The organism is Actinomadura graeca (assembly GCF_019175365.1).
Classification (GTDB): Bacteria; Actinomycetota; Actinomycetes; order Streptosporangiales; family Streptosporangiaceae; genus Spirillospora; species Spirillospora graeca.
In genome coordinates, this window is the sequence record NZ_CP059572.1 from 6,300,329 (window position 1) to 6,324,110 (window position 23,782).

17 protein-coding genes and 1 pseudogene are annotated in these 23,782 nt (G+C 72.7%); 8 read left to right on the forward strand and 10 right to left on the reverse strand.

All coding sequences use genetic code 11. The features are described from left to right. The first annotated feature begins 176 nt into the window (after positions 1–176). Complete coding sequence (locus AGRA3207_RS39940) at positions 177–1,907, forward strand: sigma-54-dependent Fis family transcriptional regulator (protein WP_273699950.1); 1,731 nt, start codon at positions 177–179, stop codon at positions 1,905–1,907. 8 nt (positions 1,908–1,915) lie between these two features. Here AGRA3207_RS39940 and AGRA3207_RS27950 read toward each other — a convergent pair whose 3' ends face one another. From AGRA3207_RS27950 to AGRA3207_RS27960, 3 genes are all read right to left on the reverse strand, one after another. Further along, positions 1,916–3,076, reverse strand: coding sequence for an alpha/beta hydrolase family protein (locus tag AGRA3207_RS27950; RefSeq protein WP_231329980.1), 1,161 nt, complete (start codon positions 3,074–3,076; stop codon positions 1,916–1,918). A gap of 225 nt (positions 3,077–3,301) precedes the next feature. Beyond that, positions 3,302–3,979, reverse strand: coding sequence for a GntR family transcriptional regulator (locus AGRA3207_RS27955; protein ID WP_231329981.1), 678 nt, complete (start codon positions 3,977–3,979; stop codon positions 3,302–3,304). Next, positions 3,976–5,148 carry a CaiB/BaiF CoA transferase family protein gene (locus tag AGRA3207_RS27960; protein ID WP_231329983.1) on the reverse strand — a complete coding sequence of 391 codons (1,173 nt, stop codon included), beginning with the start codon at positions 5,146–5,148 and terminating at the stop codon, positions 3,976–3,978. Before AGRA3207_RS27960 ends, AGRA3207_RS27955 begins: the two co-directional genes overlap by 4 nt. Positions 5,149–5,296: 148 nt before the next feature. Here AGRA3207_RS27960 and AGRA3207_RS27965 point away from each other — a divergent pair, with 148 nt between their 5' ends. Then, positions 5,297–6,475 (forward strand): acyl-CoA dehydrogenase family protein, encoded by a 1,179-nt coding sequence (locus AGRA3207_RS27965; protein ID WP_231329984.1) that lies wholly within the window; start codon positions 5,297–5,299, stop codon positions 6,473–6,475. A 44-nt stretch (positions 6,476–6,519) separates the two neighbouring features. Here the strand turns inward: AGRA3207_RS27965 and AGRA3207_RS27970 are convergent, their stop codons facing one another. Continuing rightward, complete coding sequence (locus AGRA3207_RS27970; protein WP_231329985.1) at positions 6,520–7,134, reverse strand: type 1 glutamine amidotransferase domain-containing protein; 615 nt, start codon at positions 7,132–7,134, stop codon at positions 6,520–6,522. A gap of 120 nt (positions 7,135–7,254) precedes the next feature. Between AGRA3207_RS27970 and AGRA3207_RS27975 the strand changes: the two are divergent. Continuing rightward, a pseudogene (locus AGRA3207_RS27975) lies at positions 7,255–8,001 on the forward strand (helix-turn-helix transcriptional regulator); the annotation flags it as partial. Positions 8,002–8,238: 237 nt separating this feature from the next. Here the strand turns inward: AGRA3207_RS27975 and AGRA3207_RS27980 are convergent. Further along, positions 8,239–9,297, reverse strand: coding sequence for an L-type lectin family protein (locus AGRA3207_RS27980; protein ID WP_231336535.1), 1,059 nt, complete (start codon positions 9,295–9,297; stop codon positions 8,239–8,241). 229 nt (positions 9,298–9,526) lie between these two features. Between AGRA3207_RS27980 and AGRA3207_RS27985 the strand changes: the two genes are divergently transcribed. Continuing rightward, the gene (locus tag AGRA3207_RS27985) at positions 9,527–10,285 is read left to right on the forward strand and encodes a hypothetical protein (RefSeq protein WP_231329986.1); all 759 of its coding nucleotides are present in this window, start codon (positions 9,527–9,529) and stop codon (positions 10,283–10,285) included. 25 nt (positions 10,286–10,310) lie between these two features. Here the strand turns inward: AGRA3207_RS27985 and AGRA3207_RS27990 are convergent, their stop codons facing one another. Beyond that, on the reverse strand, positions 10,311–11,930 hold the full coding sequence (locus tag AGRA3207_RS27990) for an outer membrane protein assembly factor BamB family protein (RefSeq protein ID WP_231329987.1): 1,620 nt from the start codon (positions 11,928–11,930) through the stop codon (positions 10,311–10,313). 206 nt (positions 11,931–12,136) lie between these two features. Further along, complete coding sequence (locus AGRA3207_RS27995; protein ID WP_231329989.1) at positions 12,137–13,129, reverse strand: diacylglycerol/lipid kinase family protein; 993 nt, start codon at positions 13,127–13,129, stop codon at positions 12,137–12,139. Positions 13,130–13,884: 755 nt separating this feature from the next. On the opposite strand from AGRA3207_RS27995, the gene AGRA3207_RS28000 reads away from it, so the two are divergent. Beyond that, positions 13,885–15,738: an amidohydrolase gene (locus AGRA3207_RS28000; protein WP_231329990.1), complete on the forward strand. Its 1,854-nt coding sequence runs from the start codon at positions 13,885–13,887 to the stop codon at positions 15,736–15,738. A 58-nt stretch (positions 15,739–15,796) separates the two neighbouring features. Here the strand turns inward: AGRA3207_RS28000 and AGRA3207_RS28005 are convergent, their stop codons facing one another. Beyond that, positions 15,797–16,501: a S1 family peptidase gene (locus AGRA3207_RS28005; protein WP_231329991.1), complete on the reverse strand. Its 705-nt coding sequence runs from the start codon at positions 16,499–16,501 to the stop codon at positions 15,797–15,799. Positions 16,502–16,683: 182 nt separating this feature from the next. On the opposite strand from AGRA3207_RS28005, the gene AGRA3207_RS28010 reads away from it, so the two are divergent. Beyond that, positions 16,684–17,100, forward strand: coding sequence for a DUF3052 domain-containing protein (locus AGRA3207_RS28010; RefSeq protein WP_231329992.1), 417 nt, complete (start codon positions 16,684–16,686; stop codon positions 17,098–17,100). A gap of 36 nt (positions 17,101–17,136) precedes the next feature. Here AGRA3207_RS28010 and AGRA3207_RS28015 read toward each other — a convergent pair whose 3' ends face one another. Together AGRA3207_RS28015 and AGRA3207_RS28020 are read right to left on the reverse strand one after the other, a co-directional pair. Next, positions 17,137–18,048: a hypothetical protein gene (locus AGRA3207_RS28015; protein ID WP_231329993.1), complete on the reverse strand. Its 912-nt coding sequence runs from the start codon at positions 18,046–18,048 to the stop codon at positions 17,137–17,139. Between the two features lie 4 nt (positions 18,049–18,052). Continuing rightward, positions 18,053–18,412, reverse strand: a complete 360-nt coding sequence (locus AGRA3207_RS28020; RefSeq protein WP_231329994.1) for a hypothetical protein — start codon at positions 18,410–18,412, stop codon at positions 18,053–18,055. 105 nt (positions 18,413–18,517) lie between these two features. On the opposite strand from AGRA3207_RS28020, the gene AGRA3207_RS28025 reads away from it, so the two are divergent. Both AGRA3207_RS28025 and AGRA3207_RS28030 read left to right on the forward strand, forming a co-directional pair. Next, entirely contained in the window at positions 18,518–20,344 is a 1,827-nt protein-coding gene (locus tag AGRA3207_RS28025) for a WD40 repeat domain-containing protein (protein WP_231329995.1), read from the forward strand. Between the two features lie 15 nt (positions 20,345–20,359). Beyond that, the gene (locus AGRA3207_RS28030; RefSeq protein ID WP_231329996.1) at positions 20,360–23,782 is read left to right on the forward strand and encodes a CHAT domain-containing protein; all 3,423 of its coding nucleotides are present in this window, start codon (positions 20,360–20,362) and stop codon (positions 23,780–23,782) included.

The window sequence follows — 23,782 nt, forward strand, 5'->3', positions numbered from 1 at the left end:
GCAGGGTGGTTACGTCCTGATAGGCTGTATAGCTACAGTGAACGAGGTTCAGTAAGCATGATCAATCATGTGGACGGTCACGGTGACCTTCGGTCAAAGGCGAAAGGCGTGGTCGCCAGGGGAGTGCGGTTCTTCGTGGGTCGGCGGTAGCCCATTTGCAAGGAGGAGTAGGCACTATGGCCATTGTGGAAGCACTGAGCCAGGAGTTCATCGCGGCCGCACGCGACGCGTTCATCAGCGACGGTGTCGAGACGGCCGGGATTCGGCCCGAGACCCTCGCCTCCTGGCGCCGTTCCAAGGCGGCCGGTGTCGCAGCCGCGGGCACCGTGAGCCATTTCAGTGATGGGCATTTCGACCACGACAGCGCCCTGCTGCGTGCGGTACGTCCGGTCACCGCGGATCTCATGCGCCAGTTCCATTCCGACGACCTGGCCATGCTGCTGATCGACCGGAACGCCGTCATCGTCGGGCGCTGGAGCACGGGGTGCCGGATGGAACGGCGGCTCGACGAGATGGGTTCGGTCACCGGCGCGGTCTTCGACGAGGCCCATGTCGGATCGACCGGCCTCGGGACGCCGCTGGAGGACGGCGTCCCCGCGTTCGTGGACGGGACCGAGCACTACAACAGCACCTTCGACGACGTCATCGCCGCGGGCGCCCCGATCGTCAATCCCGCGACCGGGGTCGTCGCGGGAGTCCTCGACCTGGTGTCCCTCACCGGCGCGCCCCCCGGGTTGATGCTGCCTCTGGTGTCCCGCGCGGCGCGCGAGGCCGGTGAGCTCCTCGCGAGCGGGTTCGCGCGCCAGGACCGTGCCCTGATGGATTCGTTCATGCGGATCGAGCGCCGGGGGCGGCGGCGCCCGATGATCGCGATCAACAGCAGGCTGCTGGTGGCGAACAACAAGGTGGACCGGCTTCTTGCCGGATACCCGCACGACGAGCTCTGGGAGATGGTCCAGGGGGCCGTCGCCGAAGGTCGGCAGACTTTGCTCCTCGATGGGCGCGGCTCGGGCGCACCGGTCGACGCGCTCATCCGCGTCGTCGACGGCGGCGGTGCGGCGCTGCAACTGAAACCGGCCGGGCAGCGGTCGCGGGCGCCGAAGTCCTCGCCACAGGCCGACGCCCTTGCGTCGAGTGTGCGTTCCGCCCTTCCCGGCCGGAGCTTGCATTGGATCGACGCGGTCGGCGCCGTTTCCGACGCGGTCGCCAGCGGCCGTCCCGTGCTCATCACCGGTGCTGAAGGCAGCGGCAAGTCCGCCTTGGCGGTGACTGCGGCCTTGCTCTGGGCACGGGACCCGCGTCTGGTGTCGATGATCGACGCATCGACGCGGGGACCCGGCGAGATCCCGGCCGTCCCGGCCGACGCCCGAGCCGTCGTGGTCGATGGCATCGACCCGGCCGGGCACGGGGTCGTCGAGTGGCAGGCCGCGCTCGAAGCCCATGTCACGGCTGGTTGCCGGGTCCTGCTCGTGTGCGCCACCGGCCTCCCGCCGTCCGTCCCGCGGCTCGTGACGGTGGACCTCCCGAGCCTGGCCCACCGCGTCTCCGACATCGCGGATCTCGTGCGCTCGTGGAGCACCCGCCGGCAGCGACGCGTCTCCGTCACGCCGGACGCGGTACGGGAGCTGGAGCGTCGCTGCTGGGCCGGGAACATCCGTGAACTCTTCGAGGTGCTGGACGAGTCGTATGCGACGGCCACCGGCGGGCGGATCACCCGGAACGATCTTCGTCCCGCTCGCGGTGCGGGACCGCGGCGGCGGCTGACCTACCTTGAGAACGTCGAGCGGGAGGCGATCGCCGCGCTGCTGCGTGCGGCCGACGGCCGGCGCAGTGATGTGGCGAAGGAACTCGGTATCTCGCGAGCGACCCTTTACCGCAAGCTCTCCGCCCTCGGGCTCGGCTCGTGAGCGGTCCGTCAGGCGAGCGTCTCGGCCAGCCAGTCGGCGATGTAGGACGTGGTGAAGGTCGGATTGTCGAAGCCCACATGCTCGACGCCGCCCTCCTCGGGGGTGACGATGTGCAGTTCCCTCCGTGAACTGTTCACCGCGGCGTCGAACTGCTTCTGGGCGAAGAGGGCCGGAATCTGGCGGTCGTTCGAACCGTGGATCACCAGGTACGGCATCGTGATCCGGTGGCTGTGCTCGGCCATGCTCATCTTCGCCGCGAAAGGCGGGAGTTCCTCAAGGTTCTTCAGGCCGAACACCCAGGCGATGTGCTCGGCGAAGTGCGGTACCGACGGCTGGGTCCCCCGCTCTTCCCTGTACGCACCGAGTTCGGCCCACGAGTAGATCGCGCCCCAGGAGACGCACGCCTTGAAACGCGGTTCGAAAGCGGCGGCGCGCGGCGCGTAGTACCCGCCGAGCGACCAGCCCGCCACGCCACACCGGCCGGCATCGCAGTCGTCACGCGAGGCGAGGTAGCCCAGACCGGCAGTGGCGAACTTCTCGCTTTGATGGGAGCCGGTCATCCCGCGCAGCCGGAGGGCCTCACCGGAACCGGGATGGTCCATGATCAGTGTTGAGATGCCGCGCTTGGCGAATTTCTGCGCGAGCCCGTTGCCGTAGACCATTTCCTTTGTCGAGTCGAGTCCGTTGAACTCCACCACGCAGGGTCGCGGGCCGTCGCCTTCGCCGCGGATGAACAGCGCCGGGAAGGTGGTGTCCCGGCCGTCGGCGCTGTAGGGGACTTCGACGAACTCACAGTTCTCGCGTCCGAACTCGATGCTCCGGCGGAAGGTGTCCACCACCTTGCGGTACAGATCCTCCCGCCCCTGCGCGCCAGGACGCTGCATGCGCTCGGCGGTCAGGTAGTAGATGGAGGCGCGGCCGAGCTTCTCACCGGCCGAGATGAGGTGGCCCGCCTTCTCATCGGCCTTCGCCTGCTCCACGAGGCGGTCGGCGACCACGCGCCACGAGGCGAGGAACGCCTCGGTCGCGGACGCGTCGTTCCCGTCGGCCTTCGAGGCGTCCAGGAGGGGCCGGCACATCTGGTCGATCTCGCCGATGCGGGCTCCCGAAACGATGGCGTGGTTGACCGTCATGTTCCAGACGTAGTTGCCGGGAAAGTATTCGAACACCGCGTAGTCCGTCCTACTAGCGAAGGCCATGAAGCCCGGGCATCGCGGACGTCTGAAGGACACGTCGCATGCTCGGCGTCCCCAGTATCGCCGCAGGTCGGGCGTCCGGCGTGTCTCAACTTTGCGACGCGGGTCGTGCCGGTCCGTAAGCCATTCTTTGACGCGACGGGATTCGTGTTGGACGCCTACGGAAATACCGCCGCCCGGGTGTGTGGTGAGCGCGCGTTAGGCGGGTGATGGGTGTTCGGACAGCACATGCTCCAGGGCCGAGACGGCGTGGGCGCGGTGGACGTCGAGGATTCTCCGGGCCTCTTCCGCGTCACGGCGGCGGAGGGCGTCGAGGGTGGCCTGGTGCTCGGCGATGACCCGTTCCCGGTTGTCGTCCTCGGCGTAGTAAATGGAGCGATAGGCGTCGGTGGCGTCCCAGAGGGTGGCGATCAGCCGGGTCAGACGGGGCATGCCCGCGCATTCGAAGAGCGTCATGTGGAAGTTGCGGTTCGCCGCGGCCATGGTGAGCACGTCCATGTCGGCGGCGGCACGCTCCACCTCGTCCTGGGCGCGTTCCAGTTCTTGCAGCCGTTCGGGCGTGAGCCGGGTGACGGCCTTGCGGATCGCCTCGCCTTCCAGGAGCTCGCGAATCCGGTACACCTCGCGCAGATCGTCCAGGGACAGTTCCTCGACGAAGTAGCCGCGATGGGCGCGATAGCCCACCAGCCCCTCGCCCTGGAGGGTCTTGAGGGCTTCGCGCAGCGGGACACGGCTGACGCCGAACTCCTCGGCGATCGCGTCCTGCCGGACCGGCGTGCCAGGACGGAACCGGCCCGTGGTGATGGCGCGCCGGAGTTCGGTGAGGACGAACTCCTGCGCCGTCGGTGGCCTGCGATGTCCCTCGGCCGGGTTCATCGGCCCAATATCTCACGAACCCATGCGTCGTGCTCTCCCAGGTGGGGCGGCGCCAGCCGGTAGCGCGCCGGGGTGGCGCCGAGCCGGATCGGGTTGGCGACCTGGGGGACGCTCTCCGCGCGTCCGGGGTCGTCCACCTGCACGACCGGCTCCAGCCCGAGGCTCGCGCCGAGGTCGAAGGCGGCCGCGAGGTCGTTGATGGGGCCGCACGGCACCCCCGCCGAGGTGAGCGCCTCGCACCAGGCGTCCGCGGGGCGCCGCGCGAGGGACTCCGACAGGGCGGCGACGAGCGCCTCCCGGTCGGTGACACGGCCGGGGTTGGTGGCGAAGCGCGGATCACGCGCGAGATCGTCCCGCTCCAGGACCGCGCACAGCGCGCGGAACTGGCGGTCGTTCCCGGCGGCGATGACCATCGAACGGTCGGCGGCCTCGAACACCTCGTACGGGACGATGCTCGGATGCCGGTTGCCCAGCGCCCGCGGCACCACCCCGGCCGCGACGTAGGCCGCGGCCTGGCTGGTCAGCGCCGAGAGCAGTGAGCTGAGCAGCGACACCTCGACCCGCTGCCCCTGGCCGGTTCGGTCGCGATGCCGCAGCCCGGCCAGCAGACCCGCCACCGCGTGCAGCCCAGTGATCACGTCGACGAGCGCCACGCCTGTTTTGACGGGCTCGTTCCCCGGTTCGCCGGTGACGCTCATCAGGCCGCCGACCGCCTGGACGACCAGGTCGTAGCCGGGCATGTCGGCGCCCTTGCCGGTGCCGAACCCGGTGATGGAGCAGTAGACCAGCCCGGGATTGAGCTCCGCCGCCTGCTCGTGGCCGAGGCCGAGCCGCTCCATCGTCCCGGGACGGAAGTTCTCGATGAGGACGTCCGCGCGGGCGACCAGCGCACGCGCGACTTCTCGGTCGCCGGGATCGTGCAGGTCCAGCGCGATCGACCGTTTGTTCCGGTTGAGGCCGAGGTAGTAGGTCGCCTCGCCGTCCGCGTAGGGCGGTCCCCACGCCCGCGTGTCGTCGCCCGTCCCGGGGCGCTCGACCTTGACGACCTCCGCGCCGAGGTCGGCCAGCAGCATTGTCGCGTACGGCCCGGCCAGCACGCGGGTGAAGTCGGCGACGAGGACGCCGGAGAGCGCGCCGTCCGCCGTGCCGGTGCCGTGGTGGTCGTCCATCCGTAGTGCTCCAAGCCGCGTCGGGGTCGAGGACCTTCGGCGGTCCGCCGACCGGGACCTCCCAGGACCTCTCGGGCAGGACCCTAGGTCAGAGATTTTGGATAATCAATACTGGATCCAAAATAGGATTTGTGATGGAGTGGGCGCCGTGAACACACCATCACCGGTCCACCCGTCCGCGCTGTTCGCCGTGGACGGTCTGCTGACCGACGAAGAACGCGAGATCCGCCAGACCGTCCGCCGGATGTGCGACGACGAACTGCGCCCCCACCTGGCCCAGTGGTTCGAGGAGGGCCGGTTCCCCGCACGGGACCTGGCCAGGCGGTTCGGATCCCTCGGGCTGCTCGGCATGCATCTGGAAGGTCACGGCTGCGCGGGGCTCGGCGCCGTCGCGTACGGCCTGGCCTGCCTCGAACTGGAGGGCGCCGACTCCGGGCTGCGCAGCCTCGTGTCCGTGCAGGGCTCACTCGCGATGTACTCGATCTGGCGGTACGGGAGCGAGGAGCAGAAGCAGGAATGGCTGCCCGCCATGGCGCGGGGGGAGCGCATCGGGTGCTTCGGCCTGACCGAGTCCGACTTCGGCTCCGACCCCGCCGGGATGCGCACGCGCGCGAGGCGCGACGGCGACGACTGGGTCCTGGACGGGACCAAGATGTGGATCACGAACGGGTCGATCGCCGACGTCGCCGTGGTGTGGGCACGGGCCGAGGACGGGATCCGCGGCTTCCTCGTCCCGGCCGGGACCACCGGCTTCACCGCGCACGAGGTCGGCGGCAAGCTCTCGCTGCGCGCCAGCGTGACCAGCGAACTCGTCCTGCAGGACGTCCGGCTGCCCGCGGACGCCGCGCTCCCCGGCGCCCTCGGCCTGGCCGGTCCGCTCCAGGTCCTGAACGAGGCACGCCTCGGGATCGTCTTCGGCGCGCTGGGCGCCGCGCTCGACTGCCTGGAGACGACCATCGCCTACGCCGTCGAACGCGAGATCTTCGGCCGCCGGCTGGCATCCTTCCAGCTCACCCAGGAGAAGCTCGCCGACGCCGCCCTGGAGCTGGGCAAGGGCCTGCTGCTGGCGATCCACCTCGGCCGGCTCAAGGAGTCCGGCGTCCTCCGCCCGGAGCAGGTCAGCGCCGGCAAGCTCAACAACGTCCGCGAGGCCCTCGCCATCGCCCGCACCTGCCGGACCGTCCTCGGCGCCAGCGGCGTCACCCTGGAGTACCCCGTGATGCGGCATATGGCGAACCTCGAATCGGTGCTCACCTATGAAGGGACCTCCGAGATCCACACCCTCGTCGTCGGCCGCGCGCTCACCGGCATACAGGCGTTCCGATGAAAGCATGACCGGCTGGACGGCGGACGCACATGCCCCCGAAGGCGTTATACGAGCGCGGCGATCATGGCCTCGGCCATCGGGGCGCTCGATGCCGGGTTCTGGCCCGTGAACAGGTTCCTGTCGTGGACGGTGAACGGCTGGTAGGCGGGTCCGCCGGAATGGTCGGCGCCCATGTCGCGCAGCCGGTCGGCCAGCAGCCACGGAGCACCTTCCGCGGTGCCGAACAACTGCTCCTCCTCGTTGGTGAAAGCCGTCATCCTCCGCCCGGTGAACAGCCACCCGGCTTCGGCGTCCACGGCGGAGAGCAGGGCGGCGGGTCCGTGGCAGACGGCTCCGATGGGCTTTCCGGCCTGGTCGGCGGCGGTGAGCAGGCGTCCGAGGTCGGCGTCCCGGTAGAGGTCGACCACCGGGCCGTGCCCGCCGGGCAGCACCACCGCGGCATAGTCGTCGATGCCGACGTCGCGGAGCTTCAGCAGCGGCCCGAATTCCCGCAGGGCCTTCTCGGCGTATTCCACGTGACGGGCGCAGTCCGCTCCGGCGACCTCCGGATCGGCGCTGTGCCGGTCGAGTGGCTGAAGGATCCCGTCAGGGGAGGCGAAGTCGACGGCGAATCCGGCGTTGGCGAATTCCGCGTGCGGCGCGGCCACTTCATGGCTCAAGCGTGGTTCACCGTGATCCGCTGCGGACGCCCATTTCGGGCCCGCCGCGACCGCGGACCCGGCGACCTAGGACGCACAGGTCCAGGCGCGAACCGGCGGAGCGGGGGGACACTGGTCCTCATGACCGAGGCCAATCAGGAACTCGCCGACTTCCTGCGGCGGGCCCGGGCCCAGGTCGACCCGGCACGGGCGGGACTGCCGCCGGACGGCCGGGTGCGCCGGGTGCCCGGCCTGCGCCGCGAGGAGGTGGCGCTGCTGGCCGGGGTGTCCACCGACTACTACGCCCGTCTTGAGCAGGGGCGGCGTGTCACGCCGTCCAAGGCCGTCGTCGAGGCGATCGGGCGTGCCCTCGAACTCGACGCGGCGGGACGCGCACATCTCACGGACCTCTTCGCCCTGTCGGCGGCACCGGCCCGCCGGCGCCCCCGCGCTGTGCAGCGTGTGCGTCCCGGGCTCCACCAGCTCCTCGATGCCCTCGACGGCGAGCCCGTGCTCGTGCTCGGCCGCCGCACCGACGTGCTGGCCGCCAACGCGATGGCCAGGGCGCTGTTCGCCGACTTCGACCGGATGCCCGCCGTCCAGCGCAACTACGCGCGCTGGATGTTCCTGGACGAGGACGCCCGGACGCTGTTCGTGGACTGGCCGGACCAGGCCCGGGCCGCGGTCGAGAGCCTGCGGTTCGAGGCCGGACGCGACCCCGGTGACCGCGCCACGGTCGAGCTGATCGCGGACCTGCGCGAGCACAGCCGCGAGTTCGACCAGTGGTGGGAACAGCACCGGGTCCACCAGCGCACCCACGGCTCGAAGCGCCTGCGCCACCCCCTCGTCGGAGACCTGACCGTCGAGTACGAGACGCTCACCCCGCCCGGCGACCCCGACACCACCCTGTTCATCTACACCACCGAAGCCGGATCCCCCTCCCGGCGGCCATCGACCTCCTCGCCAGCTGGACGGCGACCGGCCCGCCCACCGCCACCCACCGCCAGAGCCACCACCCAGGCCCCACCCCCGACCCCTGACGACCCGCCCAGGAACGACGCCGGGCCACCTATAGGTCGACGTTGGATGTCGTCCTTGGTGGCCCGTTTTCTGGGTGTTCGTTGGTCAGTCGGGTGGGGTGCGCAGGACTACGCGGCGGATCAGCTGGACGTCGGTCAGCGGGCCTGTGGACGCGGCGAAGCCGAACTTGTAGGTGTCGGGGATCGGCTCGGGGGCGTGGAACCTCAGCACCCGCTGGAAGCCGCGGCCGTTGCGGAAGTCGATCTCTACCGTGGCCATCGGGTTCGGCTCGGGCGTCACCGTGACGCGGACGGTCCGTTTCGCCGGGTCCAGCAGGCCGTCCGCGCGCTTCGGCGTGGCATCGGCGGGCAATTTCCTCAGGTTGCCGTGCAACTGCCCGGGAAGCGACGACGGCCAAGGGCCGGTGGACGACTTGTTGGCGGTCGTGGCGTCGATCAGGCAATATCCTTCGACGCCGTTTCCCGGGCCGCGGGCGGTCACGATATTGGGGCCGGGGGCGGACGGGTGCAGGGTGCCGGCCGGAGAGTGCCTGTCGCAGCCGTTCCCGCGCCTTTCGCCGTCGCCGAAGTATTCTCCGAGGACGTCGAGGCCGATGCCGAGGTACCCGCCGTTGACCCCCGGGACGAATTGGGCGGAGGAATTGCCTCCCGGCAGTTTCTGGGCATAGCCGAGGCTTCCGCCGAACGCGCCCGGTGTGGTGAGGCGCTGGTCGCCGTCGGTGAGGAAGAACGAGATGCCGTCGGCCGGTGCGCGTGTGGTGTTGCCGTACTGCCACTGCTCGAAGGTCACCTGGATCCCGTCCTCGGACGGGACGGGCGAGTCGAACAGGGCGGCGCCGGTCTCCTCGGCGTGGGCGTCGGTGAGCTGGAGATATCCGCGCGGTGCCGCGTTGCCCGGTGGCACGGGCCCGGCCGGGTCACGGCGGCATCGTCCGAGCGGATGGTTCGTGCCCTCCGCCGCCGCAGGTCCCCGGGCCGCCCCCGTCAGGCAGGCGGCGCCGTAGCCGACGAAGCGCGCGTCCGCGGTGGCCCCGGTGAACGGCTCGTCGACCAGGACCGAACCCGGTGCGCGGTGCGCCGCCGAGGCGTGCGCGGTCGACGCGGCCGCCGCCACGAGCCCGATCGCCGTGATTACGCGAGTCACCCCAAGTCTCATATCGCCGGCTCTTTCTCTGCGAGTTCGAAGCGATCTCCCATACGGCCCACATCTGATCATGTACTCGCGGCGATCGGCCGTTTGTTGGCCTCCGCGTGAAGATAAGCGGGTTCAAGCATTGCGGGAACGCGTGTCCTCCCATGGGATGGTCAGGCGTTCGCCATGTGCGGCGCCCTTCGGGGTGTGGTGGGGAAGGTAGCACCTGGAGGTGCCGCGCATGGGGGAGTGGTTCACGAAGGAGATCGCCGACACGGGCCGGCTCAGGCTGTTCTGCTTTCTCGTGGCGTTCATCGCCGCGTTCTTGTTCATCCGTTTCAGCGTGCGGATGATCCGGCGGCAGGTGCGGTGGTGGCCGGGGAACGTCACGCCCGGGGGACAGCACGTCCACCACGTGGTGTTCGGGCTGGTGTTCATGTGCGTGGGCGGGGTGGGCGGCCTGGCCATCACCGACGGGTCGTCCGGATGGGCCGCGGCCGCCGCCGCGCTCTTCGGGGCGGGTGCGGCGCTGGTGCTGGACGAGTTCGCCCTGGTGCTGCACCTGGAGGACGTCTACTGGAGCGAGCAGGGCAGGCTCTCGGTCGAGGTCGTCTTCATCACCGTCGCGCTGTGCGGGCTGCTGCTGCTGGGGCTGCGGCCGCTGGGGGTGGACGACGTCGTCGAAGAGGGCGGATCCTCCGGCGGCGGGCTGTGGAACGTCGCCTTCGTGCTCCTGTTCGACCTCTGTGTCTCGGTCGTGGCGCTTCTCAAGGGCAAGATCTGGACGGGTCTGATCGGCCTGTTCGTCGGCGTGCTGGCCCTGGTCGGGGCGATCCGGCTCGCGCGTCCGGACTCGCTCTGGGCCCGTCACCGATACCCGGCTGGGTCCCGCAAGGAGCGCCGTGCCCGGATCCGCGAGCGGCGGTACCGGCGTCCCATCGAGCGGCTCGGCAACGCGGTGGGCGACCTGGTCGCCGGACGCCCGTCCACCAAGGACTGACCCGGCTCCCAAGGACTGCCCCGGCTCACTTCCCGGGAAGCGCGAAGGCGTAGAACATGCTGCCCTCGGTCGCCCAGTCGGCGGTGTAGCCGTTGCCCCAGTAGACGAAGCCGTTCACGACCGCGGGGCCTGCCAGGGACGAGCCGACGCCCTTGTAGTCCCAGAGGATCTTCCCGGTGTCGGCGTCCATGGCGTACATGTGGCCGGAGGTCGAACCGCCGTAGAGGACGCCGTTCGCGTAGGTCAGCGGTGCCTTGTCATGGCCCTTGGACGGGTCGGGTACCTGCCACAGGAGCCTGCCGGTGGCCGCGTCCAGCGCCGAGAACGAGCCGTAGTCGATCGTCCGGCCGTCCGGCAGCCGGTACTTGACGTTGAGCGAGTTGGACTCCGCGGTGAAGACCCGGCGGCCGTCGGTCGCACTGCCCCACTGGATGCCGCCCTGCTGGCCGCCCGGCGCCGGGGCCGCGCTCCACAGCACCTTGCCGGTGGCGGCGTCGAGCTGCCAGTAGATGCCGCTCTTCTGGCCGCCGCCGACCACGAGCTGCCGGTGGCCGCCGCGCGTGATCCATGCCATGTGCGGGCCGTCGCCGAAGTCGGCGTCGGGGCCGTGGTCGACCGGGCAATTGTTCGGCGGCGCCCCCGGCAGGCACGCCGACGTCCAGGAGTCGAAGATCCTGGCGCCGGACGCCCAGCGGATCTTGCCGGTGCGCTGGTCCAGGGCGAGGATCGACTCCACGTGGTTGTCCGGGGAGAAGCACTCGCCGGGTGTCCCGCCCTTCTTCCGGCATTTCTCCACCGAGGCCGGCACCAGGTAATTGTTCCCGGTCGTGACGATGACGGTCTTGTTGACGGGATCCAGTGCGGGTGTGCCGCCCCAGACCGAGGCGCCGCTGTAGCCGCCGGGCTTGCCTCCGTTCGGCGGCACCATGTAGGTCTTCCAGAGGATTTTGTGGGTCTTCTCGCTGACCGCGACCATGTTGCCGCGGAACCGGCAGCATGTGAAGTCGGTGTGGATGGCCTGGTCGGTCTCGCCGGACGAGACGCCCTGGTAGACGACGCCGTCGTGGACCACGGGCCCCTGCGTGACCCAGCTGGAGTACTGGGTGTCGAGCACCGTCTTCCAGCGCAGTTCGCCCGTCTTGGTGTTGATCGCCAGAAGCTGCGAGGAGTTGGTCGTGACGGGCGACGCCATTCCTGTGCTGTGCAGCCCGTAATGGTCGCCGATGTAGACGGTGTCCCCGGACACAGCCGGAGAGGTCCGCGAATACGTGTGCGCCTCACCGTTGTACTCGGAGACCTGGTGCCGCCAGATGACCTTTCCGGTCTCGGCGTCGAACTTGGTGAAGGAGCCTCCGAAGTCCGGCACGTAGACCGCTCCGTCCACGACCGCGGGCGTCGCCGAGACGTTGCCGGGCATCTTGTGGCTCCACCGGACGGCCAGTTTCCCGACGTTGGACGTGCCGATCTCATGCTCGTCCAGATTGGCGCGCGTATTGAAGGTGTTCTGCCCGCCCGAGGGCCAGTCGGCGCCGTCGGGATCCGAGCGCGACGTCATCGCGAAGGCCACGGCCGAGGCCGTGACCACCAGCAAGCCGACCAGGACCGCCAGCTTCGCCAGCCTGCCGCCCACCCTGAACGCCGCCATCGCCCCTCCTTTGGCCGAGCACGCACGATCACGTATCCGATGCCCGGGAGGCGGCGCCCGCCTCTCATCACCGCGATGACTGTCGCGGCGAGAAGTAAGCAGGAGCCGACAGGCGCCGGACGGGATTCCGCGCTAACGCGACCTGCGGGCCGGAAGCAGCCAGTAGGGCGGGACGGGGTTCGGCCGGTCCCCGGAAACGGGCGCGCTCAGGCCGTGCGGGGGGCCGGGTCCCGGGGCGGGGCGATCATGCGCCAGGCGCCCGGTTCCAGCGTCCAGGCGCGGTGGGTGACCGGTTCCGACACCTCGCCGTCGCTGTTGACGCGGAACTCCTCGCCGCTGATCGTGACGCTGCGGGCGGTGGTGTGCAGGACGTCGTCGCGGTCCCGGTGGGTCCCGTCCCGCAGCCGCAGCGCGTAACCGGCACGGGCGAGGGGGCCGGTGGCGGCCGAGATCACCAGTTCCAGGACGCCGTCGCCGGGGTGCCCGTCGGCGGCGAGCTCGGCCGTCCCCCCGGCGATGCCCGAGGCGTTGCTCAGCGCGACCATCAGGAACTTCCCCTCGCCCACGACGCGGCCGTCGGCCTCCACGCGCAGCCGCCACCCGGGATGGCGCAGGCCCGCCAGGACCGCTCCCACCGGGAACGCCAGCGCCTTCAGGCGGGGCTTGAAGCGCGCGGCGCTCTGGGCGGCGGCGGCGCCGATGCCGACGTGCGCGGCGTTGAGCGCGACGCCGCCGGCGTCATCGGCGAGCAGGTCGAGCGGACGCTCGCCGCCGTCGAGCAGCAGCCGCGCCGCACGGTCGGCGTCGAGGGGGATGCCCAGGTTGCGCGCCAGGTCGTTGCCGGTGCCCATGGGGACGAGGCCGACCGTCCACAGGCCGAGCCCGCCACGCCGGCGCAGGACCGACACGAGGCGGTTGACGGACCCGTCGCCGCCGACGGCCACCGCGCACGGGGAGGGCCCGTCCCGGCCGGGGGTGTGCGCGTCGAGGGCCCGCTCAAGGTCGTCCGGCGCCGAGCACGGGCACACCGTGACCCGCCGTCCGGCGTCGCGGAGCAGGCCGGCGACGCGCTCCAGGGTCCTGGCGTCGTGCGTGCCGGCATTGGCGTTGGCGAAGACCAGCAGGTCCCCCCGGGGCGACCGGGGCGGGACCGCTGAGCCGCCGCGGGGGGACGGGGCGGAGGAAGGGGGTGTGCTCACGGCACCTCAGCATTCCCCCGTCCGCCGCGATCATGCCGACCCGCCGCGTCCCCGGACGGGCGCCGGTGCCGGTGGCCGCGCCGAACCCCTCCGGACGACTGCAAGTGGTGACGACTACAACACCCAGCACGGACGTTTGACTTCCGACTTCATCAAGTGTCGCCGCCCGGCTGACTCTGGTGACATATTCGCAGGTGACAGCATGGCGTCCAATGCGGCGGGTCGCGGTGCCGTCGAGCCTCCACGGCAATTCGATTCCGTCAAGTGTTGACTTCATCAACACCGCTGGGGACACTGTCCCCAATCGTCGCGGTCACCCGTTCAGGGAGGTCCCGGGCATGTCACCTCCGTCGTCCGTTCCGGTCCTGCCTGAACCGTTCTTCCTCCACGGCCGGCGTGCCGCGTTATCCCGGGCCTTTCACGGTCCAGCCAGACCAGAACCCCTTCTCGCACCAGGCGACGCGGACCTGAACATGCCCTCCGTCGCCCGGCGGAACGGTGCCACCGCACCTCCGAGACCGGCTCGCTGACGCTCGCCGAAGCCGGCCACCACCCCCTCACCGCCCACCACCGGCCACGCCGGGGCGGGCGGCCGGCCGCACCGCCGCCCGCATCCCTCCGGGCGCGCGGGCGGCGATGCCAGTCCCGCCGTGCGAAGCGTCCGTGGGCCGCGCCGCAGACGTGCGCGCACCGGTGAAAGGACCGGGGCGGGACAAGGAGAGATCTCGACACGAGTCCCCAAGGAGAAACTCGTCATGACCCCTGAGATGGACCGTCGCCAAGTACTGCGTGGGGCTGCGGCCGTGACCGCCGGCACGGCGGCCACGGGAATGCTCCCGGCCGGGACCGCGCACGCGGGGACCGGCCACGGGGACGGCAACGCCGACCTGATCATCGACAACGGACGGGTCCTCGTCCTCGACGGGCACTTCCGCAAGGCGGAGGCCGTCGCCATCCGGGACGGGCGCGTCCTGGCCGTCGGCCGGTCCCGTGACATGCGGCGGTACACCGGCAGCCGGACGAAGGTCCTCGACGCGGGCGGCGGCACGGTGCTCCCGGGCATCAACGACTCGCACCTGCACCTCGCCTCGCAGGGGCTGAGCGTCGCGCCGTTCAACATCAACGTCGACACGGCGACGATCGAGCAGCTGGTCGCCGTGGTGCGCGCGGCGGCCGAGGCGGCGCCGGCACCGGACTCGTGGATCCGCGGGCGGGGCTGGCAGGAGCTCCGGCTGCCGCGGCCTCCGGTCGCCGCCGACATCGACCCCGTCTCGGGGAACCACCCGGTCATCCTGAACGACTTCTCGGGCCACGCGACCTCGGTGAACACGGTCGTCCTGCGCAAGGCCGGGATCACCCGCAACACCGTGCCGCCGCCCGGCGGCGTCATCGACAAGGACGCCAACGGCGAGCCCACCGGCGTCCTGCGGGAGACCGCGCAGGGCCTGGTGCGCAACATCGTCCCGTCGTTCTCCCGGGAAGAGCGCGCGCAGGCCATCGACGCCGCGGTGAAGGTGCTGCACTCACTGGGCGTCACGAGCGCCACCGAGCCGGGCATCGACGGGTCCACGCTGGACATCTACGCGGAGAAGGCGCGCGCCGGCGCGTTGCCGCTGCGCCTGACCGCGCTGCTGGGGAGCGGCAGCGGGCCGCAGTCGCTGCGGAGCGTCCTGGACGCCTACCAGCCGCTGCGCGGCGTCGACCCCCACGTCCTGTGCGTCGCGGGCGTGAAGGTCTTCGCGGACGGCATCCCCCGGTTCAGGACCGCGTGGATGAACAAGCCGTACCTGAACGGGGCCAACGGCAGCCTCACCATCGACGGCGCCTCGCCCGCCGAGCAGCTCGCGAACCTGCACGAGATGATCAAGATCGCGGTGCAGGCCGGGTTCCAGGTCGGGACGCACTCGTGCGGCGACGCCACCACCGACGCCGTGGTCGCCGGGTACGTCAAGGCGGGAGGGGCCCACTGGCACCGGGCCGACCTGCGCCACTATGTGATCCACTGCAACTTCCCGTCGGCGCGGACGCTGCGGACGATGGCGCGCCACGACATCGGCGCGAACCTGAACGCGGAGATCCTCTACCTCCAGGGGCGGGTGCTCGAATCGATCATCGGGAAGGAGCTCACGGAGTACCAGTGGCCCTACCGCAGCGCGATCCAGGCGGGCGTCAAGGTGACGTCCGGGTCGGACGCGCCGGTGGTGGCGCCGAACTGGCTGCGCGGCGTGATGACGGCCCTCCTGCGGGAGGGGGCGGACGGGAGCGTCGCCGGCAAGGCCGAGCGCATCGCGTTGCCGGACGCCCTGGCCACGTACACGCGCACCGCGGCGTGGCAGGACCACGCGGAGCGCTGGAAGGGCACCCTCGAACGCGGGATGGCCGCCGACGTCTGCGTCGTCGGAGGCGACCTGCTGACCCGGGACCCGCACGCCCTCGACGAGATGCCGGTGACGGCCACGGTGGTCGCGGGACGGGTGGTCTACGAGCGGCCGTCCGGCGCCCGGACCGCCGCCGTGCCCGCGGCGTTCGTCCAGGGCGGCAGGACCGGGCACACCTGCCAGGCCGGTGAGCGGTGCTGCTGCCAGCTCTCCGAGGAGATCTCCGGATAGCCCCCGCTCGGGGCCGGGGAGGCCGTTCCTCCCCGGCCCCTGTGCGTTCGCCCGGCGGTCAGTACACGCTGACGCCGAAGGCGCTGAGGACCTCGCCGACCGGCTGGAAGTAGGACGTCCCGCCGCTGCCGCAGGTGCCGCTGCCGCCGACGCCCAGCCCGACCGCGAGCGAGCCGGAGAAGTAGGGCGCGCCGGCGGTGTCGCCGGGCTCCGCGCAGATGGTCGTCCTGGCCAGCCCGGTCATGGTGCCCTCGGGGAAGTTCACGGTCAGGCCGACCGCCGTCACCGAGCCGCAGCGCATGCCGGTGATGGGGCCGCTGCGGCAGACCCGCCGTCCCACGGCCGGGACGTCCGCCGCCGTGATGTCCTGCGACCCGGGGTGGGTGTGCACGCTTCCGGGCCTTTCCACCTGCGGCTCGACGTAGCGGACGAGTGCGACGGCGTTGGCGGTGACGGCGACGACCGTGCCGAGCTCGATCGTCAATGCCGGATCGCCGTAGATCTTCAACCCGGTCTTCGCGCAGCCGCCCGCGGTGAGGAAGTGGTGGTCGCCGCCTTTGCGGACGTTGAAGCCGAGGGTGCAGCGGACGCCGCCGCCGGCGAAGACGGGCCGTCCGCCCTCGCCGCCCGGCGCGGCGGTCGCACGGGACACGGTGGACGCGGTCGTGGTGGACGCGGTCGTGGTGGACGCGGTCGCGGTCGTGGCGGGGACGGCCAGGAGTGCGATGACGGCCGCGGCCGTCATGAGGATGCGGGATCTCACGGGAGTCTCCTGCGGGAGTAAGTGCCCGGCGGTGTTTCCCGGATGATGCGGAGGTTCGCCGGCCCCGGCCAAGAGAGGAAAGTGCCAAGGTTCCGGGCGGCCGGCTGTCAACAGCGCGCGTCCGTCCGGCCACAGTGCGCAGCCGTCGGCGGAGGCGGCGTGGACGTGGCTAGGGTTGGCCCGTGGCCTCCTCCGGATACTCGGGCACCCCGCTCGCCAAGAAGATCGGCATCAAGCCCGGCCATCGGGTGCACCTGGCCCACCGCCCGGAGTCGTGGGACGTCCCCGACTTTCCCGAGGGCTGCGTGGTGGCCGACGGCGGCACGGCGGACGCCGATGTCACCGTGGCCTTCTACCGGGAACACGTGGATCTGGCCGCCGAGGCCGCCCGGCTGGTCTCGGACCTGGCGGACCACGCCATGGTCTGGATCGCCTGGCCCAGGCGGGCGGCCGGACACGATAGCGACATCACCGAGAACGCGCTGCGCGACCTCTTCCTGCCGCTGGGCGTCGTCGACGTGAAGGTCGCGGCGCTCGGGGACGCCTGGTCGGGGCTGAAGTTCGTCCGCCGCAAGGAGAACCGCGCGTCCCGTCCGTAGAACGCCTTCGCGCCGGGACGCTCCTGCCGGCAGGAGTCAGCGGCCCTTGCGGAGATGGCGGGTCACCTGCCTGCCCTCGGGGGTGGTGAGGGGGCCGAAGCTGTCCGGCGGGACGGTGCCCAGGGTGATGGCCAGGGTGCGGCCGTGCAGGTCCAGGGCGGCCTCGGCGAGGTCGGTCAGCTCGGCCAGCGCGGCGCGGGCGCGGGTCCATCCCGTCAGGCCCACGGTGAGCGCGATCAGGAGGGCCGGCCACCACCAGAGGCCCAGGACGAGGTAGGGCAGCGCCCAGGCGGCGGTGACCACCGTGGCGGCGAACTGGCCGTTGGCGGCGACCAGCTCGGCGCGGACGGTGTCGGGCAGGACCAGCCAGAGGCGGGACCAGCCGAACCGGAGGTCCAGCCCGTAGCGATCGACGGCGATCTGGTCGACGGCGGCCACGCGGTCGCCCATCCAGGTGGGACGGGCGGGGACGGCGAGGGCCAGCCGGTTGACGCGGTCCGCCGCGGCGTCGATCGCGGCCTGCTGGCCGGACGTGCGGGTCGCCTTCGGATGGCGGTCCTGGAGTTCCCTGCGGGCCGCCACCAGCCGGTGCCAGCGTGCGGCCCGCGCGGCGGTGCGGCGGCGTCCGGCCCAGCGCAGCCCCGGCGGCCACTGCCCCAGCCACCAGGCGCGGACGGGGCCGGTGAGCGCCTGGACCACCAGGCCGACGCCGCAGGAGGCGAGGAGCAGCCCGGCGAGGACCAGCACGCGGTACGGCCCGGGCTTCCCGCCCAGGGTGGACCCGAGCGCCGTCGCCTTCGAGGCCAGGAGGCCCGTGTCGAGGGCGTGGCCCCACCCGAGCCGGACGCCGGCCCACGCGCACGCGACGAACAGCAGGCCCGGGACGGCGAGGAGGCCCACCCAGCGTTCGGCCAGCTTCTTCGCCAGCTCACCGAAGAAGTTGCCCACGCCGTCAGCGCCCGGACATCGGCAGGCCGGTGAGCACGCAGTGCGGGACGGGACCGGCGGGGACGGCGACGGCCGTCCGGTCGCAGGCGCCGTCGGGGCAGCCGAAGCGCTCCTCGTCGGCCCGGCCGGGTCCGGCGCCCGGCAGCCCGGCGCCCAGGCCGCGCACGGCGCCGGTGTCCTCCGCGCCCGTGCCCAGCAGCTCGCCGAGCAGCGCCAGGATCGGCCGGCGGGCGCGGGCCTCGGCCTCGATCCGGGTCAGGAGCAGCCGCTTGTCCTCCGGCTCCGCGGCGCACTGCTCCCGCAGCGCCGGCAGTTCGTCGCACAACGCGCTCAGCGCCACTCGTTCGGCGGGATTACCGCGCATTTCCTCCACGGGACGGGAACGTTATCCTTCGGCGGCGGGAGGACGTCAAGTCCCGATTCTCCAAGCCCCGTAACCCGTACCGGCCGCGCGGTTAGGATTCTGCGGGTGGAGAACGAGGACATCGCCCTTGACGAGGGGCGGTACCGGCCCGTCGCGCAATGGGCGCTGACGGATCACGGTCCCATGGACGGCCCCGTGAACGTCCAGGTCGGGACGCTTTCCGACGGGAGATGGTACGTCCGGCACATGGGGTTCGGCACCCGCGCGTTCGACGGGAAGCAGGCCGCCTGGGACGCGGCGCGCGGGCTGATGGGCCGGCACGAGGGCCGGTGGGAGAGCGTCGCCGCCGACTCCGCGCCGTTCCTGGCGGTGTGCCGCGCCGACGGGTCGCGGGTCCTCTACGACATCAACGACGACGCGTGCCTGTACGGGTGCTGGGGCGACCAGAGGGACCGGCTCTGGGACGCCCACCTCGCCGCGATCAGCGCGGGCACGACGCTGCGCAGCACCGAGACCCACAAGATCTTCGGCGGGTACATCGAGGTCGTCGCCTATGACGATCCGCTGGACGGCGTCCGGCGGCACGCGGTCGTCACGGCCCGCGATCCCGGATCGGACTACCGCGCGGTCGACCATCTCGACCGCGCGGCGGCCGAGGTGGAATATGAGGAGACCGTGTACGCCAATTGGGACATGGACTTCCCCTACAAGGCCACAGACATCTTCGATATACAGGTCGATCGCAAATCGAAGCGCTCAGGCGATGTCGCGATGCTCGATGACGGGACCATCCTCGACAAGGGCGACCTGGACGAATACAACCGCCTCTACGGCCTGCCTCCGCGCATGGAATGGCCGAAGACGCCCGGTCCCTCCGTTCCTTTGGGCCCGGTGGGCGCGATGACGGCCGGGCCGAGGGACTGGGCGCCGTCCGTGGACGTCGAGGACATGACCCCGGCCGCCTGGACGCTCGCGGACCCGGAGCTGCGCGCCAACGCGCTGTCCCTCGCCGCGCTGCCCGACGGCCGGAGGCTGCTGGCCTCGGCGCACGATGACGGCGCCCACGTCTGGAGCATCGGCGGCGGGGAGGGCGTCCAGCGGGTGTCCGGGCACAGCGAGTGGGTGCTGTCGGTCGCCCTGACGGTGCTCGGTGACGGCCGGGCCGTTCTGGCGACGGGCGGCAAAGACGGACTCGCCCGCGCGTGGTCGGTGCGGGAGGGCGAGGCCCTCCAGGAGATCGAGGCGCACGACGGCCCCGTCAACTCCGTCGCCTGGGCCTGCCCGCCGGGAGAGGTGCCCTGGCTGGTCACGGGCGGGGACGACGCGGCGGTGCGCCTCTGGGACCCCGGGACGAAGCTGCCGCTCGGCGCCTTCGAGGTGGGGGAGCCGCGCGTCCATCTGGTGTGGTCGGTGGCGGCGGCCGCGCTGTCGGACGGTCACGTGTGCGTGGCCGCCGCGGTCGACGACTTCGACGGCGCCGCCGTGCACGTGTGGGACGCCACGGCCAAGGCGAAGCTGCACGAGTTCCGCGTCGAGACCGGCGGCGCGCTCTCGCGGATGCCCGAGGTGGCCGTGACGACCCTGGCCGACCACTCGTTCCGGGTCGCGGCGGTCGCGGGGCGCACCCTGCACGTGTGGGACGGCCACACCGGGCGGGCCGTCCGGACCCTGCAGGTGTCGGAGGACGGCGACTCGGGCGTCGCGCTGGCCGCGCTGCCCGACCTGCGCGCGGTCGTCGCGGCCACCAGCGGCCGGGAGACGCTGGCCTGGGACGTCGAGTCGGGCGCCGTCCTCGCCAGGGTGGAGCACGCGGCGGGCGGGCTGCCGCAGACCGTGGACCTGGTGGCCGGGCAGGACGGCGGGCTCCTGCTCGCGGCCGGCCGCGGCGGCGACGCCCCGGCGCGCGTCCTGCGGCTGGACCCGGCCCGGTAGCGGGCGGGGCGCCCGATGCCGCTCGACGAGCTGACCGCGAGGGCGGAGGACCTCGTCCGGGAGTACGAGGCGACCCGCGACCGGGGCGTGCTCTTCTCCGCGGAGGCGGACCGGGACGCGGCGGCGCTGTGGACGGCGGTGCGGGCGGTCGACCTCGACACCGCGTCCCCGTGGCTCGACGCCCGGTTCACGGCGGCGAGCACCGTGCTCGGACGCCTGCACCACCTGCGGTACCGCGCGGCGGGGGAGGGACGCGGGCTCGCCGACCTGGCCAGGGCGCTGCTGTGCCTGGAACCCGTCGCCGACGACTACCACGCCGTCCCGCTGGACGTGAACACCCTGGTCGGGCGTGCCACGCACGCCGAGGACCAGGCGGAGACGGGGACGGTGCTGCTGCGCGCCTCGGCGGGCGGCGGCTCCGACCCGGCGCTGCTGGACGCGGCCATCCTGCTGATGGAACCGGCCGCCGGGGCGGCGCCCCGGCGCGGGCTCGTCCGTGGCGCCCGGCTGTCGCACCTGTGCCTGGCCTTCCGCCGCCGTCATGAACGCGACGGGACGGCGGCGGACCTCGACCGGGCCGTCGCCGCGGGGGAGGAGTCCGTGGCGATCGCGGACGCGCACGGCGAGGAGGCCACCGAGCCGTGGGCCCACCTCGCCCGCGCGTACCGGTGCCGGTACCTGCTGCGCGGGGACGCGGCCGACCTGCGGCGCGTCATCGACCTGTTCGAGCGGGTCCTGGACATGGAGGGGCCCAGCGCCGCGCTCCTGTCGGACCTGGGGACGGCCTACCGGGACCACCACGGGCACACCGGCGACCCCGCGCACATCGAGAAGGCGGTGGACCTGGCGGAACGGGCGGCGGCGCTGCCCGGCGGCGAGGCCGGCACGGGTGTCCTCGCCGGTCTCGGCCGCTCCCTGCTGCGCCGCTACGAGACCTCCGGCGCGAAGGCGGATCTGTGGCGGGCCGCCGAGATCGGCGAGCGCGTCGTGGCGGCGCTGCCGGACGGTGACCCCGAGGGGCCCGGCCACCTCGCGTCCGTCGCGTCCGTCCTGCTCGAACGGCACAGGCACGGGCAGGCCCCGGGCGACCTGGACCGCGCCGTCGACCTCACCGAGCGGGCCCTGTCGGCGCTGCCGGAGGAGGACCCGCGCCGGCCGGACGTCCTGCGCGGCCTCGCCGCCGCGCTCCACCGGCGCTACCTGGGCACGGGCACCGGCCCCGACCTGGACCGGGCCGCGACGCTGGGCGCCTGGGCGCTCGCGGCGATCCCGGACGGACATCCCGGACGGGCGGGCGCGTCCATGGAGCTGGCGGGAATCCACCTGACCCGCTACGCCCGGAGCGGCGTGCTCGCCGACCTCGCCCAGGCGATCGAGCTGGGAGAGCGGGTCGCGGCAGGGACTGGGGAGACGCCGGAGTGGGCGTCGCTGCTGGGCCGCGCCTACCGCCGCCGGTACCGCGCCACCGGCGACATCGCCGACCTGGACCGTGCCATCGACCTCGGTGGGCGGGCGCTGGCGGGCACCGGCGCGGACGACGTCGCGCTGGCCGGACGGCGGGCCCGGCTCGCCGCCGCCCACCTGCGCAGGCACGCCCACGCAGGAGACCGGGCCGATCTGGAACGGGCGATCGACCTCGGCGAGAGCGCCGTGGCCGCCACCCCGGACTGCCACCTCGACCTGCCCGGACGGCTGGCCGGACTCGCCGGCGCGCGGCTGGCCCGGTACCGCCTCGACCGGGATCCCGCCGACGTGGACGCCGCGGTCGACCTCGGCGAGCGGGCGCTGGCGGGCGTCCCGGCCGACCATCCCGAGCGGGCGGCGCTCACGGCCGGGCTCTGCGCCGCCTACCTCGACCGTCTCGACGGCGGGGGACGCCCGCCGGGGCCGGAGCGGCTGCACGCCCTGGCGGCGGCCGCACGGGAGGCGCGGACGGTGGCCCCGGCCGACCGGGTGGCCGCCCACCATGCCGCCGGCGCGCTCGCGGAGGCCGCCGGGGACGACCGGCTCGCGGTGACCCTGCTGGACGGCGCCGCCGCGCTGCTGCCGTCGGTCGCCCCACGCGAGGCGGGCTGGGCCGACCAGCAGCACCGGATCGGCGAGCACGGCGGGCTCGTCGGGACGGGCGTGGCCGCGCACTGCGCCGTAGGCGACGCCGCGGGCGCGGTCGAGTTCGCGGAGCTGGGCCGCGGTGTCCTTCTCGCGAGCCAGGCGAACACCCGCGCCGGCCTGGCCGCGCTGGAGGACCGCGACCCCCGCCTCGCCGGCCGGTTCCGCTGGGTGTGCGAGCGGCTCAACACGCCGGACTTCCCCGCGGGCGAGCGGCGGCGCTGGTGGGCCGACCACGACGCGCTGCTCGCCGAGATCCGCGCGCTGCCCGGCCTGGAGGGGTTCCTGGCGGCGCCGCGGCTCGCCGACCTGCGGGCCGCCGCCGAGGGCGGGTACGCGGTGCTGGTCAACGCCGGGCGGGACCGCGGCGACGCGGTGATCGTCCGCGCCGACGGCGACCCGGTCCCGGTGACGCTGCCCGGCCTGCGGCGGACGGAGGCGGAGGCGCGGGTCGCGGCGCTGCTCGCGGCGGTCGGCGGAGGCCCCTCCCTGGCCGGCGTGCTGCGCAGGCGCCGCGTCGTCCCGCAGGTGCTGGGCTGGTTGTGGGACACCGCCGTCGAGCCGGTCGCGCACGCGCTCCGCACGCTCCGCCCGCACGGGGCCGCGCGGGTGTGGTGGCTGCCGACGGGCCTGCTGGGGCTGCTGCCGCTGCACGCCGCAGGGCACCCCGGGAAGCCGGGGGCGCTCGACGCGATGGTGTCGTCGTTCGTCCCGTCCCTGCGGGCGCTGCGAGACGCCCGTGACCGTCCTCCGGCCACCTCCCGCCGCCACCTCACCGTCGCGCTGCACCACACCCCGGGGCTTCGGGACCTGCCGGGGGCCGCCCGCGAGGCCGCCGTGCTGGACGGCCCGGTGCTCGCCGACGAGCAGGCGACCGCCGGACGCGTCCTGTCCGCCCTCGGCGAGGCGACGTGGGCGCACTTCGCCTGCCACGCGGTCGCCGATCCCGTCTCGCAGGCCGACGGCGGGCTGCGCCTGCACGACAGGACGCTGCGGCTCCCCGAGGTCGGAGGGCTGCGGCTGGACGGGGCGGAGCTCGCCTACCTGTCGGCCTGCTCCACCGCCGACCACGGCACCCGCTACGCCGACGAGGTCCTGCACCTGGCCTCGGCGTTCCAGTTCGCCGGGTTCCGGCACGTGGTGGCGAGCCTGTGGCCCCTGGCCGACGAGGTCGCGGTGTCCGCCGCCCGGCGCTTCTACCGGGGGCTGCCGGGCACCCCGGTCGCCGACGACGCCGCGTCCGTCCTGCACGAGGTGACGCTCGGCCTGCGGGACGAGCACCCGGACCGGCCGGATCTGTGGGCGCCCCTCGTCCACAGCGGGCCGTGA

What these genes read in the sequence shown, in the direction of transcription:
- AGRA3207_RS27990 (WP_231329987.1), bottom strand. Translation starts at nt 11,930, where the DNA reads ATGGCGGCGTTCAGGGTGGGCGGCAGGCTGGCGAAGCTGGCGGTCCTG.
- AGRA3207_RS27985 (WP_231329986.1), top strand. Translation starts at nt 9,527, where the DNA reads ATGGGGGAGTGGTTCACGAAGGAGATCGCCGACACGGGCCGGCTCAGG.
- AGRA3207_RS27955 (WP_231329981.1), bottom strand. Translation starts at nt 3,979, where the DNA reads ATGAACCCGGCCGAGGGACATCGCAGGCCACCGACGGCGCAGGAGTTC.
- AGRA3207_RS27960 (WP_231329983.1), bottom strand. Translation starts at nt 5,148, where the DNA reads ATGGACGACCACCACGGCACCGGCACGGCGGACGGCGCGCTCTCCGGC.
- AGRA3207_RS28030 (WP_231329996.1), top strand. Translation starts at nt 20,360, where the DNA reads ATGCCGCTCGACGAGCTGACCGCGAGGGCGGAGGACCTCGTCCGGGAG.
- AGRA3207_RS28020 (WP_231329994.1), bottom strand. Translation starts at nt 18,412, where the DNA reads ATGCGCGGTAATCCCGCCGAACGAGTGGCGCTGAGCGCGTTGTGCGAC.
- AGRA3207_RS39940 (WP_273699950.1), top strand. Translation starts at nt 177, where the DNA reads ATGGCCATTGTGGAAGCACTGAGCCAGGAGTTCATCGCGGCCGCACGC.
- AGRA3207_RS28000 (WP_231329990.1), top strand. Translation starts at nt 13,885, where the DNA reads ATGACCCCTGAGATGGACCGTCGCCAAGTACTGCGTGGGGCTGCGGCC.